Annotated in this window: 10 protein-coding genes, 1 rRNA gene and 1 pseudogene; 6 read left to right on the top strand and 6 right to left on the bottom strand. The window is 74.7% G+C overall.

What is annotated here, in order from left to right:
• Nucleotides 1-71 (top strand): 5S ribosomal RNA (rrf, locus tag ACFPZN_RS56790); the annotation flags it as partial.
• Nucleotides 72-157: 86 nt separating this feature from the next.
• On the opposite strand, the pseudogene ACFPZN_RS24085 reads toward rrf, so the two are convergent.
• From ACFPZN_RS24085 to ACFPZN_RS24070, 4 genes and pseudogenes are all read right to left on the bottom strand, one after another.
• Nucleotides 158-1,779: pseudogene (locus tag ACFPZN_RS24085) on the bottom strand (DNA repair helicase XPB).
• 157 nt (nucleotides 1,780-1,936) lie between these two features.
• Entirely contained in the window at nucleotides 1,937-2,344 is a 408-nt protein-coding gene (locus ACFPZN_RS24080) for a hypothetical protein (RefSeq protein ID WP_378284383.1), read from the bottom strand.
• A 91-nt stretch (nucleotides 2,345-2,435) separates the two neighbouring features.
• The gene (locus tag ACFPZN_RS24075) at nucleotides 2,436-5,009 is read right to left on the bottom strand and encodes a helicase-associated domain-containing protein (protein WP_378284382.1); all 2,574 of its coding nucleotides are present in this window, start codon (nucleotides 5,007-5,009) and stop codon (nucleotides 2,436-2,438) included.
• Nucleotides 5,010-5,119: 110 nt separating this feature from the next.
• Complete coding sequence (locus ACFPZN_RS24070) at nucleotides 5,120-5,737, bottom strand: TetR/AcrR family transcriptional regulator (RefSeq protein WP_378284381.1); 618 nt, start codon at nucleotides 5,735-5,737, stop codon at nucleotides 5,120-5,122.
• 170 nt (nucleotides 5,738-5,907) lie between these two features.
• Between ACFPZN_RS24070 and ACFPZN_RS24065 the strand changes: the two genes are divergently transcribed.
• The gene (locus tag ACFPZN_RS24065) at nucleotides 5,908-6,399 is read left to right on the top strand and encodes a GNAT family N-acetyltransferase (protein WP_378284380.1); all 492 of its coding nucleotides are present in this window, start codon (nucleotides 5,908-5,910) and stop codon (nucleotides 6,397-6,399) included.
• Between the two features lie 34 nt (nucleotides 6,400-6,433).
• Here ACFPZN_RS24065 and ACFPZN_RS24060 read toward each other — a convergent pair whose 3' ends face one another.
• A complete protein-coding gene (locus ACFPZN_RS24060; protein ID WP_378284379.1) occupies nucleotides 6,434-6,898 on the bottom strand; it encodes a hypothetical protein in 465 nt (154 codons plus the stop codon).
• A gap of 617 nt (nucleotides 6,899-7,515) precedes the next feature.
• Between ACFPZN_RS24060 and ACFPZN_RS24055 the strand changes: the two genes are divergently transcribed.
• Complete coding sequence (locus ACFPZN_RS24055) at nucleotides 7,516-8,133, top strand: HAD family hydrolase (protein WP_378284378.1); 618 nt, start codon at nucleotides 7,516-7,518, stop codon at nucleotides 8,131-8,133.
• A 203-nt stretch (nucleotides 8,134-8,336) separates the two neighbouring features.
• A complete protein-coding gene (locus ACFPZN_RS24050) occupies nucleotides 8,337-8,732 on the top strand; it encodes a cold-shock protein (RefSeq protein ID WP_378284377.1) in 396 nt (131 codons plus the stop codon).
• A 67-nt stretch (nucleotides 8,733-8,799) separates the two neighbouring features.
• Here the strand turns inward: ACFPZN_RS24050 and ACFPZN_RS24045 are convergent, their stop codons facing one another.
• Nucleotides 8,800-10,308 carry an MFS transporter gene (locus ACFPZN_RS24045; protein ID WP_378284376.1) on the bottom strand — a complete coding sequence of 503 codons (1,509 nt, stop codon included), beginning with the start codon at nucleotides 10,306-10,308 and terminating at the stop codon, nucleotides 8,800-8,802.
• Between the two features lie 311 nt (nucleotides 10,309-10,619).
• Here ACFPZN_RS24045 and ACFPZN_RS24040 point away from each other — a divergent pair, with 311 nt between their 5' ends.
• Together ACFPZN_RS24040 and ACFPZN_RS24035 are read left to right on the top strand one after the other, a co-directional pair.
• Complete coding sequence (locus ACFPZN_RS24040; RefSeq protein ID WP_378284388.1) at nucleotides 10,620-11,390, top strand: DUF3027 domain-containing protein; 771 nt, start codon at nucleotides 10,620-10,622, stop codon at nucleotides 11,388-11,390.
• 13 nt (nucleotides 11,391-11,403) lie between these two features.
• A complete protein-coding gene (locus ACFPZN_RS24035; protein WP_378284375.1) occupies nucleotides 11,404-14,589 on the top strand; it encodes a sacsin N-terminal ATP-binding-like domain-containing protein in 3,186 nt (1,061 codons plus the stop codon).
• Nucleotides 14,590-14,611: the final 22 nt, after the last annotated feature.

Raw genomic sequence — 14,611 nt, 5'->3', positions numbered from 1 at the left:
CGGAAGTTAAGCCCTTCAGCGCCGATGGTACTGCATGGGAGACTGTGTGGGAGAGTAGGACACCGCCGGACACATATTAGGAAAGGGCCCTGCCGGGTTTACCGGCGGGGCCCTTTCTCATTTCCCGCCCCCTTTTTTCTCGGGCGGGTGCGCTCGGTTAAATCTCCTCGCCGGCCAGGACGGCGTCGGCGTCCACGATCCGGTAGGCGTGGCGGCGTAGTCCTGATCGAGCGTGTCACGCGCCACCACCGCGTAGAACCGGGCGCCCTGCCCGGAGGACTTGGGCCGCAGCAGCCGTCCCAGACGCTGCGCCTCCTCCTGACGCGACCCGTAAGCGCCCGACACCTGCACCGCCACCGTCGCCTCCGGCAGGTCGATGGAGAAATTGGCGACCTTGGACACGACCAGGACGCTGATCTCCCCCGAACGGAACGCGTCGAAGAGGCGCTCGCGCTCCTTCACCCGCGTCTCGCCCTTGATGACCGGAGCGTCCAGCAGCTCACCCAGCTCGTCGAGCTGGTCGATGTACTGGCCGATCACCAGTGTCTGCTCGCCCCGGTGCCGATCGACCAGGGCCCGCACGAGGTTGGTCTTGGTGTCGGTGGTGGCGCAGAAGCGGTACCGCTCGTCCGGCTCCGCGGTCGCGTACGTGAGCCGTTCGGAGTCGGTGAGGGTGACCCTGACCTCGACGCAGTCGGCGGGGGCGATCCAGCCCTGCGACTCCATGTCCTTCCAGGGCGCGTCGTACCGCTTGGGGCCGATCAGGGAGAACACGTCGCCCTCGCGGTCGTCCTCGCGGACGAGCGTGGCGGTGAGGCCCAGCCGGCGGCGGGCCTGCAGGTCGGCGGTCATCCGGAAGATCGGCGCGGGCAGCAGGTGCACCTCGTCGTACACGACCAGGCCCCAGTCGCGGGCGTCGAACAGCTCCAGGTGGGCGTAGGCGCCCTTACGGCGCGTCGTCATGATCTGGTAGGTGGCGATGGTGACCGGCCGGATCTCCTTCTTCGCCCCGGTGTACTCGCCGATCTCGTCCTCGGTGAGGGACGTGCGGCGGATGAGCTCCTGCTTCCACTGGTGGGCGGAGACGGTGTTGGTCACAAGGATGAGGGTGGTCGCCTCGGCGCGGGCCATGGCGGCCGCGCCCACGATGGTCTTGCCCGCGCCGCAGGGCAGCACGACCACTCCGGAGCCGCCGTGCCAGAACGACTCGGCGGCGTCCCGCTGGTAGGAGCGGAGCTGCCAGCCGTCCTCGACCAGGGAGATCGCGTGCGCCTCGCCGTCGACGTATCCGGCGAGGTCCTCGGCCGGCCAGCCGAGCTTGAGGAGGGCCTGCTTGAGGGCGCCCCGCTCGCTGGGGTGGACGGCGACGGAGTCGTCGCCGACCCGCTCGCCGAGCATCCCCTTCACCTTCTTGGCCCGCAGCACCTCCTCCAGGACGGAGCGGTCGGAGGAGTGCATGACCAGGCCGTGGGAGGGGTGCTTCTCCAGCCGCAGCCGCCCGTACCGGGCCATGGTGTCGGCCACGTCGACCAGCAGCGCGTGCGGGACGGGGTAGCGGGAGAACTTCAGCAGCGTGTCGACGACCTGCTCGGCGTCGTGCCCGGCGGCGCGCGCGTTCCAGAGGGCCAGCGGGGTGACCCGGTAGGTGTGGATGTGCTCGGGCGCCCGTTCGAGCTCGGCGAACGGGGCGATCTCCTTGCGGCACTCGTCGGCCAGGACATGGTCGACTTCGAGCAGCAGGGTCTTGTCGGACTGGACGATCAGCGGTCCGTCGGACACGGCAGGCGGCCCCCATCAGGCGATCGATCGTGGACGGCCCGTTCGGGCTCCGGTGGCAGGTGCTGCACGCTACCCGACATGCGGGGGTGCGGAGGGACGTTCCGGAACGGGCTCTTATGCAAACGACGGAGGAGGCGGCCGTCTTCCCGGAGGGCCGTCAGAGACCGGAGTCGTCGAGCCCGCCGTTGGCCGCGTCCACCCCGAGGAGCACGCAGAAGATCACGACCGGCAGGAGGAAGGCCACGACGAGGATCCCCCAGCTCCAGGTGGTCAGCTTCCGGGACGAGGCGGGGTCGGTGCGGGCGCGGCTCATCGCCATCGCGGCCGTGACGATTCCGGGGATCGTGAGGAGGTTGCAGCACATCGCCACGGCGACGCAGTTGCAGATGAGGGCGGCGATGGTCGACCCTGAGGTCTCGCCGGCCGTGTTGGGGACGCCCGGGGGACCGTAGCCATAGGCGTAGCCAGGGGACTGGTGGTGCTGGGCGGCGTTGGGGTCGTTCCAGCCCTGCCCTTGCCCGTACGGGTCGTTCCATCCTGGAGGCTGCCCTCCGTAGCCGCTCACGGCTCACATCCCCCTCATCCTGCGCTTCCGGTCATCGCGGCAGGCTATCGGCTGCGTTCGGTTTTGGCGGATTCGTTCGGGAAGCCCCTGTTCAGGCGGGTTCGGTGCCCTCGTCGTCGAGTTCGGAGACGCCGGTGATCCGGTGCAGCGCGAACCTGTGGACGGCGGCGCGGGTGGCGTCGTACCCGGTGAGGAAGCCGCCCTCCACCCGTACCGGCTCCACGATCCGGCTGGACGCCTGCCCCTGCTGGTCGAGGTAGCCGATCCACACCCGGACGCCGTGGTGGACGGCCTCCCGCAGCCGGTCGACGGTCGCCGCGGCGGGGGAGCGGGGCGGCTCCCCGGACGGGGCGGCGCCGCGCAGCCGGGCCTGCTCGGCGCCGTGCCGGCTGGCCTCCTCCCCGGCCCGCAGCGCCCGTACCGCGGCCGCGATCACCGAGGCCTCGGCGGGCTCCCCGCCCGGCCGCACCCGGACGATCTCGGCGGTCGGCGGCGGATCGGCGCGCAGCTGGTCGGGACGCGTCACGATGATCCCGCCGCCGGGGGACTCGGCGACCGGGGCCAGGCCCATCGCCCGCAGCGCCTCCAGCAGCTCGCCGCGCGGCAGCGACGAGGCCAGCACGGTCGGCGCCAGCCGGTGGACGCGCAGTGCCCCGGAGCGGCGGTCAGCGAGGATCTCGTCGAGGGTGGCGGCCGAGTCGCTCCGCACGTACGAGCTCAGCGAACCCACCCGCAGGTGGCCGTGCCGCCGGCCCACGTCCTCGATCAGGTACGTGAGCGGCTGCGGCAGCGGGGTCGCCGAGTGCCGGGCCAGCAGCTCGGTGAGCTCGGCGGCGGTGCGGCCGGCGTCCAGGGCCCGGCGGATCGAGGACGGGGTGAACCGGTAGACGGTCGCGCCGCCGGTCGACTCGACCTCGGCCGACAGCGCCAGCTCGCGGGCCAGCTCGGTGACCAGCGGGCCGGGCGCGATCGCGGTGAGGTCGGCCTGGATGAGGATCCGGTCGACCGGCTCGGGCAGGTACTTCTCCAGGCCGGGTTCCGGGTCGTCGCCCTCCAGCAGGTCGCGGGCGTACGGGACGAGCCGTCCGAACCCGGTGAGTCCCAGCACCGCCGCCTCGCGCAGCGTCCAGTCGACGAGCCGGTCGCGCAGCGGCCCGGTGCGGCGCGGGTGCAGCCACGCCAGGCGGGTGCGGACGGCGTCGGCGTCCACGGCCAGGCCCGGGGGCGCGGCCGCCAGGACCCGCAGGACGGCGGTGCGGGTGGTGGGGGCGCTGCTGCGCACCACCGCCTCGCTGAGCGCGTTGATCAGCCGGTCGCGGTCGTCGCGGTCACCGGCCAGGCCGGGCGCGCGGTCGGTCTTCAGCCAGCCGCGGGCCAGCTCGGTCCAGCGGCCGGGGGTGTCGCGCATCAGCCACAGGTCGTAGGCGGGTGTGGGCAGCCACTCGCCGTCCAGGTCGCCGCTGCGGGTCAGCAGCCCGGCGGCGTAGGCGACCTCGGCCAGCAGCGCGGCCCGCCACTCCTCGACCTCCAGCAGCGTCGCGGTGGCGCGCAGCTCGCGCACCGCCAGGCCGCCGCTGCGCAGCACGGGCGGCGGGTCGGTGCCCCACCGTTCGAGCAGTTCCTCGACGAGCCGGACCGCGGTGAACGCCTCCCCCGCGGCCGTCCGCACGGCCAGATCGTCCGCCGCCGCCCCCCGGCCGCCGACTGCGTTGGCCGAGCCGGATCCGCCGGAGGCGCCGGGCCCGCTGGACGTGCCGGAACTCCCGGGCCCACCGGACGCCCCGGGCCCGCTGGGCCTGCCGGAGGTGCCGGGTCTGCCGGAGGCGGCTGATCCGCTGGACGTGCCGGGCCTGCTGGACGTGCCGGGTGGGGCGGAGCGGCGGCCGGTGAGTTCGGGTGGTTGTGCGGGGACGTCCCGGAAGAGGTGGCCGCCGCGCAGGTGGAGTGCCACCTCGCGGGGCAGCGTGACCGTGCGGTCGTCCTCGGCGGCGAGGAGGCCGCGGGCCAGGAGCCGTTCGATGGGGGTCGTCGCGGTCGCCACCCGCACGGGGCGGCGGGCGTCGGCGACGCGGCCGACCGGTGGGCCCCAGGCCAGGTGGTCCAGCGCCGCCGCGGCCTCCGGGCCCGCGTCGGCGATCAGCGGGCCGGGTTCGGACAGGGCGGCCGTGAGCCGTTCCAGCAGCCGGCCCGTGTCGGGGAACCCGCGGGGCTCCTGCCCGTCCAGGTCGGTGACCAGCGCCGTGAGGCGTTCGATCGCGTAGCCGGCGAAGACCTCCTTCACCGTCGGGCCCAGGCCGGCGGGGTGTGGCAGGCCCTGCCGGACGCCGGGGGCGGGGGCCGGGGTCTGGGGGCCGTTTCCCCAGACCAGCCCGTGGCGTTCCAGGGTCTCCAGTGCACGCGTCACGTCGTCGGCGGTGGCGTCCACGGCGTCGGTCAGCGCGTCCGGCTCCAGGGGGCGGGGCAGGACGAGCAGTGCCTCCAGGACGGCGAGTGTGAAGCGGTCGAGCCGGTCGAGGGCGCGCGAGACGGCGGCGGGGGTGGCGGCCCGGGTGGCGAGGGCGGCCATATCGGCGGGTACGGGCGTGACCAGTTCCGGCCGTGCGGACAGCAGGGAGCGCAACGCGCCGTCGTCGCGTGCGCGCAGCCAGTCCGCGAACGTGTCCATTCCTCTCCCAACCTCGTGGCACCGGCGCGGGCGCACCGCGGAGCGCCCGCCCCATCAGCGTAGGAGCCGCCGGGCGTGCTCAGTGCCGGTCGGGTCGGGGACGGCCCAGGTCAGGTGGCTGGAGTCCGCTCCAGGTTGACCAGGCCGAGACCCAGCCGTGCCCAGCTCGACACGAACCGCTTCTCGTCGATGCGGGTGGGGGGCTCGTACATCGACTCGTTGGCGAGCCAGTAGTTCACCACCGCGCCGCCCAGGACCGAGGCGACCGCGGGCCAGTCCTCGTCGATCCCCTCGAACTCCGGCTGCTGGGACAGCCAGGTCGCGATGCCGTCGTACAGCGGGTTGACGATCCCCTCGCGCATCTCCGCCACCAGGTGCGGGAACTGGTCGAGGTCGCGGAACAGCACCCGGATGAGGTCCTGCTCCTCGCGCATCTTCGCCAGCCCGGCCTGGCAGGTCATCCGCAGCCGGATCTCCAGCGGCCGGTCCTCGTAGGTGGTGGCGTGGTCCAGCACGTCGCTGATCTGCCGCCGGGTGCGCTCGATGTGCTCGCGGATGGCGGAGGCCAGCACCTCCTCCTTGGAGCGGAAGTGCCGGTACAGGCCGCCCGCGCCGGGCGACAGCCCGGCCGCGGCCTCGATCTCCGCGACCGAGGTCGCGGCATAGCCCCGGTCGGCGAACAGCCGCAGGGACTCGCTCACGATTCGGTCGCGCGTGGATCTGGTCATGGTCGTGTGTTCCTCCGCAAGAACAGTAAGGCATCACCGACCGAGGTTCTGGACCGCCCGCCTCGGCGCGCCCGAATTCGTGATGCGTCTCGCACCGGGCGGCGGACGGCTAAAGTCGGTGGCGCTCGCGCCCCTGTCGCCGGAATGGGGCGTTGTCGGAAGGGTCGACGATGTTCGTAACTCCGCGGAAGGGGGGTCGGGGGGCCTTCCTGCCGGAGGACTTCGTCGTCCCGACCCTCGTCGCCGGGCCGCGGTTCCGGATCCGCCCGATCACCGTCCACGACGTCGTGAAGGACTACGGGGCGGTGCTGGGCAGCCTGGAGCGGCTGGAGGGCCGGTTCGGCCCCGAGTGGGGCTGGCCGGACAAGGAGTTCACCTTCGAGCAGGCGCTGATCGACGTGGCCTGGCTGCAGAAGGAGGGGCAGCTGCGGCGCTCGTTCAGCTACGTGGTGATGACCCCGGACGAGGAGCGGCAGCTCGGCCGCATCCACGTCGCCCCCTCGGACAAGCCGTCCGCCGACGCCGTCGTGGTGTTCTGGGTGCGGGCGGACGAGGAGGACTCCAGCGTGGAGAAGGAGCTGGAGGAGTTCGTCCGGGAGTGGGTCACGACGGCCTGGCCGCTCGAGACCGTCCGCTTCCCGGGACGCGACCTCCGGGACTGACCGGAGACCGCGCCCGCGACGAGGCCCCGGGGCGTCAGTCCAGGCGGCGGACGAGGCCGACGACGATCCGGCCGATGATCAGGTAGACGAGGGCGGCCAGCCCGTAGTTCACGACCACCTCGATCTTGGGGTCGGCGGGCTGGAAGACGTCCCGGAACTGCCAGGCCAGGCCCTCGGCCCGGTCGCCGGCCGTGCGGACCAGGTCGTTGGCCGTGTTGGCCTCGAACACCACGAACACGATGTGCACGGCCAGCACCAGCACCACCACCGTCGTGATCACGGAGAGGGCGGTGGCGAGCGCGGCGGCGGCGCGTTTGCGGGCGGCCTTGAGGTTCCGGGACGGCGGTCGTCCCATCCGTGAGCCGCGGCGGTGCGACGCCGCGCCCTGGTTTGCCCCGGCGGCGACTCCGGGGTCGGTGGCCGTGCCGGTCTGTGCGGCCGGGGTTTCGGGGGGTCCGCCGGGCCCCGTCGCCGGGGGTCGGTCGCGTTCGTCGGCCATGGCGCCCTCTTTCTCCGATTCGGGCGGGTCACTGAGATCGGTCACCCGAGTGCGTTTCGCGTTTCTGTTTTGCCGGGGTGCCGCGTTGTCCGGGGGACGGGTGGTGCACCGGCCGCGGCGGTCCTTGGAAGTCCGCTGGCACTTTCGAGGTCCGCGTTTTCCCTGGTCGTGTGGTTCGTAGGCGAAGGTACGGGTATATCGGCACCAAGGAACGCATGTTTCAGACAGCCGGACGATCCAGTTCCGGCCGGTAGAAAAACGAACAGCGTTCGCGCAGCACGCGCAATGGACTCCCGCGCTCTCCTACTCGGATCCCGTCGCATCGCCACTACCGGGGGAGCGCGGGTGCGCGTGCGCATAGAGGCGGAGGCCGACCTTGTGGGCGCAGCGGCGGAGGCCGACCTTGTGGGCGCAGTGGCGCCCGCGGCCGTCGCGGCCCGGCGCCGCCTCTTCTCCGGACGGTCCGCCCGGCGGTGCTTCCACCCGCCGGTCCACCCGCATGGCAAATCCGCCATAACTATCCCTTTACCCTGTGGAACGTGCTGGAGCCAGATGCGACGCGATGTGCCGTGCCCGGACCCGGACCCCGGGGCGCCGCCGGTCCGGGGTGGTCCGCGGTGGGGTTCGATCTCGACCTCACCCTCGCCGACACCCGGACCGGGATCAGCGCGGTCTACGCGGCGCTCGCCGCCGAGACCGGCGTCGCCATCGACACCGACGCGGTCGTGACGCGCATCGGGCCGCCGCTGGAGGTCGAGCTGGCGTACTGGTTCCCGGCCGCGGAGGTCCCGGCGATGGCCGACCGGTACCGCGCCCTGTACGCCGGAATCGCCGTCCCCGCGACCGTCGCGATGCCCGGCGCCGCCGAGGCGCTGGAGGCGGTCCGCGCCCGCGGGGCCAGGGTGGTCGTGGTCTCCGGCAAGAACCAGGTCGACACCGAGCGCACCGTCCGGCACCTCGGGCTGCCCGTGGACGAGGTCGTGGGCGGCCTGTTCGGCACGGAGAAGGGCGCCGCGCTGCGGCTGCACGGCGCGGGCGTGTACGTCGGCGACCACACCGGTGACGTGGACGCCGCCCGCGCCGCCGCCGCGACGGCCGTGGGCGTGGCCACCGGGCCGTTCGACGCCGACGCTCTCACCGCCTACGGGGCCGATGTCGTCCTGCCCGACCTGCTGGCCTTCCCGGAATGGCTGCTCGGCGCGTACGGCGCGGACACCGCGGCCCCGGCCGGCTGATCCCGAGTCCGCGGCGGACGCGTCCGCGCCCTTGCGAAAACGCCCGTTACGGTGGATATTCGGGTGCCGTTCCGGCCGCGCGCCGATAGCTTCTGTCCAGTCGGCTCGCAGGGGGTCGCCCATCGTCACCGCCATGTTCACCGCCTCGTGGCGAGGCACTAATCTTTAGCCCAATTCAGGACGAGAGCTAAACGAGGTCTCCCGTGCCCACTGGCAAGGTCAAGTGGTACGACGCCGACAAGGGATTCGGCTTCCTCACCCGCGATGACGGCGGTGAGGTCTTCGTGCACTCCTCCGCGCTGCCCGGCGGCGCGTCCACGCTCAAGCCGGGTCAGCGCGTGGAGTTCGGCGTGGTCGAGGGAAGGCGCGGGCAGCAGGCGCTGTCGGTGCGGGTTCTGGAGACGCTGCCGTCGGTGGAGAAGTCGGTGGCCAAGGCCCGCCGCAAGAAGCCCGACGAGATGGTGCTGATCACCGAGGACCTCATCAAGCTGCTCGACGGGATCTCCAACACCTACCGCAGGGGCAAGCACCCCTCCCCGGCCGAGGCCAAGAAGATCGCCACCGTGCTCCGCGCGGTCGCCGACGACCTGCACCCCTGATCGCCGCCGGCGGCGCGCCGGCTCTCCGGAGCCCTGGCGCGCCGTCCACGCGGCTCCGGGACGGGTGTCAGGCGCGGATCTCGGGGCTGGTGCCGGCCGCCGGCGCCGGGCCGGACGGCCGTCCCGCCGAGTCCTGGGCGCGCGCGGTACGGGAGCGCCGGGCCCGCCGGGCGTCCCGCGAACTGCGGATCAGCAGCGCGGCCAGGGCCAGCGCCAGCGCCGCCGCGACCGCCGACATCGCGATCCGGCCGCTCGCCACGATCGACAGGCCCAGCCCGAGCAGCCCGCCGAGCACCCAGACGAGCTGGTGCAGGGTCTCCGAGACCGCGAACGTGGAGGACCGCACCTCCTCGCCGATCTCCCGCTGCACCACCGCGTCCATCGACAGCTTGCCCAGGGACTGGCCGAGGCCCGCCGCCGCCGCGACGCCCAGCGCCGCCCACAGCCCGAACAGCACGGCCGCGGCCGCCGCCGTCGCGGTGACGAACGCCAGCGTGCCCAGGACGATCAGGCGCGGGGCGCGGGCCTTCATCCAGGCGCCGAGCGCGGTGCCGGCCAGCCCGCCGGCCCCGGCGGCGCCCGCCAGCAGCCCCAGCGCCACGTTGCCCGCCACCTGTTCGAAGGACTCCTCGCGCAGCAGGAACGCCAGGTAGAGGATCAGGAAGCCGGAGAAGGCGCGCAGCGCCGCGTTCGCGAGCATCGCCTCGGACACCACCGGGCCCACGCGCGGCAATGTCCGCCATGCCCTCCCTCTCCGCTTCCGCGGCCGATCGCCGTCCGGCACCCCGCCCGCCCCGGAGGGTTCGGCGGCCTCGGCGGTTTCGGTGGTGTCGGTGGTTTCGGGGGTGTTGTCGGGGACGTCGATCTTTCTGGGGAGGCGCATCGTGAGGATCACGCCCGCCAGGAACGTCGCCGTCGCCAGCCGCAGCAGCCAGTCCGTGCCGACCAGGACGCCCAGACCGGCCACCACCGGGACCGTGACGGTGGCGGTGATCAGTCCGGCGAACGCCGCCCGCGCGTTCGCCGTCACCAGCGTGATGCCGTCCGGCAGCACCCGGGGGGTCACCGCGGCGCGCAGCACCCCGAACGCCTTGGACAGCACCAGCACCCCGAACGCGGCGGGCAGGAAGGTGACCTCGTCGCCGTGCGGCACCGCGGCCGCCATCCCCCAGCACAGCAGCCCGCGGGCGGCGAACGTGCCGGCGATGGCGTACCGGCGGGCATGCCGCATCCGGTCCAGCACGGGCCCGATCAGCGGCGCGACCAGCGCGAACGGGGCCATCGTGACCAGCAGGTACAGCGCGACCTGGCCGCGCGCCTGCGCCACGTCCAGGCCGAAGAACAGCGTTCCGGCCAGCGCGACCGCGACCATCGCGTCGCCGGCCGAGTGGACCGCCGTGGACTCGATCAGCGTGCCCAGCCCGCTGCGGCCCGCGCCCTGGGCGTTGGCGGCGCGGCGGGTGAACCCGCCGGCGCGGCGGGCGGCCCGCCCGGTGGACCGTGCCACGCGGGCGGCGCCGCGCGCGCCGGAGCGTACGGAACGCCCCACCGCGTCGGCCCCCGCCCGTAGTCCCATCCGGCTGATCCCTCCCCTGGACCGCCCGGGCCGTCCAGCGGGACGACCTGGGCGCATGATGAACACTACGTTCCCGCCGTTGCCCCGCCCTCACTCCCGGAGAGCCCCCGATCGGCGCGGTGCGGCGGCGGCGGAAACCGGCCTGGGACGGGCGGTGGCGCGGAAGCGGTGGGTGGCGTGCGCGGCCATGTCGTTCCATGGGTGAGAATTGGAGTGTGAGCCCACTCCGTCAGCCCAGCGCCGAGCGTTCCGGTACGCGCACCGGCGCCGCAAGCACCACCACCGGGTCGGCCCGCCGCACCCGTACGCCCGTGGTCGACCCCGCCTGCGCGGGCGCCGTCGATCTGGCCCGGGAGGCGGCGGAGGAGACGGCCCGGCCGACTCCCGTGGGCGAGCATCTCGGCCTGCGGGCCGAGGCCGACCGGGTGGTCACGCACTACTTCACCTGCCTCGACCCGGCCTACCGGGGGTGGCGCTGGGCGGTCACCGTGGCGCGGGCCTCCCGCGCCAAGCTCGTGACGGTCGACGAGTGCGTGCTGCTGCCGGGCGACGACGCGCTGCTGGCGCCCGAGTGGGTGCCCTGGCTGGAGCGGCTGCGGCCGGGCGATCTCGGCCCCGGCGACCTGCTGCCGACGCCGTCCGACGACGTCCGGCTCGCGCCCGGGTACACGCAGGTCGACGACGGCACCGACCAGGAGACGCAGTGGGAGCTGGGCCTCGGCCGTCCCCGCGTGCTGTCCCGGGAGGGCCGCGACGAGACCGCCTCGCGCTGGTACGACGGGATCGCCGGGCCGCGCGCGCCGATCGCGATGTCGGCCCCCGCCCAGTGCTCCACCTGCGGGTTCTTCATGTCGCTTGCGGGCGAGCTGCGGCAGATGTTCGGGGTGTGCGCCAACGAGTACGCGCCCGACGACGGCCGGGTGGTGTCGGCCGACCACGGCTGCGGGGCGCACTCGGAGGCGGTGTCGATCCCGGCGGCGTCCGAGCACGGCCCGCCGGTGATCGACGAGCTCGGGTACGACATCGTCCCGGCCGGTCAGATCCGGGACACCGAGGCCGAGGAGGCCCTGGGCCACAGCTGACCGGCGGAATGTGGTGAAGATCACTGTGACCGGTGCCGAGGCGGCCGACGGCGCGGCCGAGAGCGATCCGTTCGCGACGGGCGCGATCCGGGAGCGGGTGCTGCGCGCCTGGACGGAGTCCCCTGCGCGGTTCCGGGAGGACGCCAACACCGAGGAGGACCACGCCCTCGGCGGCTACCGCGACCGGGTCGTCGTCGAGCTGGCGCAGAACGCCGCCGACGCCGCCGTGCGCGCCGGGGTTCCGGGCCGTCTCCGCCTGATCCTGGACACCGCCGCCGGTTCCGCTGCCGGGGCGGGGCACGGGGTGCTGACGGCGGTCAACACGGGTGCGCCGCTGGACGCGGCCGGTGTCGAGGCGCTGTCCACGCTGCGGGCCTCCGCCAAGCGCGACGAGGCCGGATCGGTCGGACGGTTCGGGGTCGGGTTCGCGGCGGTGGTGGCGGTCGCGGACGCGCCGTCCATCGCTTCCGGGGCGGAACGGGTTCCGGCCGGGGTGGAGTGGTCGCTGGAGCGGGCCCGCGCGCTGGTGGCGGGCATCCCGTCCCTGGCCGGGGAACTGGAGCGGCGGGGCGGGCAGGTGCCGCTGCTGCGCCTGCCGTTCGCCGTGCCGCCCGGCGCGCTGCCGGAGATCCCCGAGGGCTTCGACACGGCCGTGCGGCTGCCGCTGCGCGACGGGACGGCGGCGGCCTCCGTGCGCGCCCAGCTCGACCAGGTCGGCCCGGCGCTGCTCCTCGCGCTCCCGGCGCTGCGCACGGTGGAGATCGAGATCGACGGGGCGCCGGTCCGCACCCTCACCGCCGCCCCGGCCCCGGCCGAGGGGGCGCTCGGAACGGTGGTGATCGACGGGGTCCGCTGGCGCACGGTGGAGGCGCACGGCACGGCCCCGCCCGAGCTGCTGGCCGACCGGCCCGTCGAGGAGCGGGCCCGTCCCGCCTGGCAGGTGCGGTGGGCCCTGCCGGAGGGCGGCGCCCTGCCGGACGGGCTGCCCGCCGTCGTCCACGCCCCGACGCCCAGCGACGAGCGGCTCGGCCTGCCCGCGCTGCTGATCGCCTCGTTCCCGCTGGCCCCCGACCGCCGCCATGTCGCCCCCGGCCCGCTCACCGACCACCTGGTCGAGCGCGCGGCGGCCGCCTACGTGGATCTGCTGCGCGGGCTTCCGGCCGCCCCGGCCCTGCTCGACCTGGTGCCCGGCCCGGTGGCGGCCGGGGAGCTGGACGCCCGCATCCGCCGCGCCGTCCTCGACCGCCTGCCCGAGGTGCCGCTGCTGCCCGTCGCGGGCGACCACGACGATCTTGAGGGGGAGCGGGCGCGGGCGCGGGGCCGTGACGCGGTGGTGGTGGACGGCGCCACGCCCGCGCTCCTCGATCTCCTCGCGGACGAGGAGGGGAAGGGGGCCGAGGTCGTCCTGCCCGGCCTGCTGCCCGTCGGATGGCCCGTACGGCATGCCGCCCTCACCGCCCTGGGCGTGCGCCGCGTGGAACTGGCCGACGTCGTCGACGAGCTGGCCGCCCTCGACCGGCCGCCCGCCTGGTGGCGCCGCCTGTACGAGGCGCTCACCGGCGCCTCCGCCGACGCGCTGGGCGCCCTGCCCGTCCCGCTGGCGCCCGACGACGTCCACGGCGGGGGCCGCGTGGTGCGCGGGCCGCGCGGGCTGCTCATCGCCGCCGACGGCGTCGATCCGTCCGGGCTCGGCGGGCCGCTGGGGCTGCGCTTCGTCCACCCGGAGGCCGTTCACCCGCTGCTGGCGCGGCTCGGGGCCGTGGAGGCCGGGCCGCGCGCCGTGCTCGGCGACCCGGCGGTGCGCGCGGCCGTGGAGGGGTCCTTCGAGGCCGACGACCCCGACGAGATCGCGGCGGCCGTGCTCGGCCTCGTCGCGGCGGCGCACCTTGACCCGGGCGAGGCACCCTGGCTGGCGGAGCTGGCGCTGCCCGGCGCCGACGGCGATCTCTACCCGGCCGGGGAACTGCTGCTCCCCGGCAGCCCGCTGCGCGAGGTGATGGCGGACGACGCGCCCTTCGGCATCGCCCCGGACGACCTCGTCGAACGGTGGGGCGCGGACACCCTCGCCGCCGCCGGGGTCCTGGACGGCTTCGCCCTCGCCCGCGCCGAGGACGTCGACCTGTTCGCGCTGGCCGACCTCGACGAGTCCCACGACCTCGACGGCGAGGACGGGTGGGCCGAGGACGCCCTGGCCAGGCTCGGCGGTCCGCAGGACCTCCCGCCCCAGGTCGCCGAGTTCCAGGCGGTCCGCGATCTCGAACTCGTCGCCGGGTGGCCCGCGGCGCTCCGGCTCCTGACCGGTCCCGACCTGCGGGCGGCGGTCGTCCGGCCCGCCCACGTCACCGTTCACGACGGGCGGCGCGTGGCCGTGCCGTCCTATACGGCGTGGTGGCTGCGGCGCCACCCCGTCCTGGACGGGCGCCGTCCCGGAGAGTTCCGCCTGGACGAGGGCGACGACCTCCTCGCCGGGCTGTACGACCCCGTACCGCAGGACGCCCCCCACGACCGCGAGCTGCTCCTCGCCCTCGGCGTCCGCACTTCGCTCGCCGACCTGCTGGACGAGCCCGGCGGCGCCACTGAACTGCTGGAACGCCTGGGGGACCCGTCCCGGACGGTCTCCCGCGCGCACCTGAGCGCCCTGTGGACGGCCCTGGCCGACACGGCCGCCGTCCAGGAGGGGGACGCCGTCCCGGAGGCGCACGAGCCGCCAGAGCGCGTCCGGGCGATCGTGGACGGCCGGGTGGAGGTGGCCGACGCCGCCGACGCGCTCGTCCTGGACCGGCCCGACCTGCTGCCGCTGCTGACCGGCCAGCCGCTGGTCATCGCCTCCGCGGGCCACGCCGGACCGCTCGCCGCCCTCCTCGACCTCCCCCTTGCGAGCGAGGAGGTCTCCGGCGCCGTCGAGACCGGCGGCGGCGCGGTGACCCGGCCGGTGCCCGACGCGGTACGGGCCGTGCTGCCGGAGGCGCCCGCCGCCTACACCGCCCACGAGACGCGCACGCTCGTCGTGGACGGCCAGCCCGTCCCCTGGTGGTACGGCGACGACGGCGAGATCCACGCGGACGGCCCCTGGGGCCTGGCCCGCGCCCTCGCCTGGGCCACCGGCCGCTGGGAGGACCGACTGCAGGCCGAGGCGCTCCTCCGGGACCCGGGCACCCTCCCGACCCTCCAGGCGGAAGCCGACCTGGAAGACCGATAGGCCCGCCCGGCCCGGCGTTCGC

Origin of the sequence: Actinomadura rugatobispora (assembly GCF_042656285.1) — a bacterium.
Lineage (GTDB): Bacteria > Actinomycetota > Actinomycetes > Streptosporangiales > Streptosporangiaceae > Spirillospora > Spirillospora rugatobispora.
This window is presented reverse-complemented; position numbering and strand designations above follow the sequence as displayed.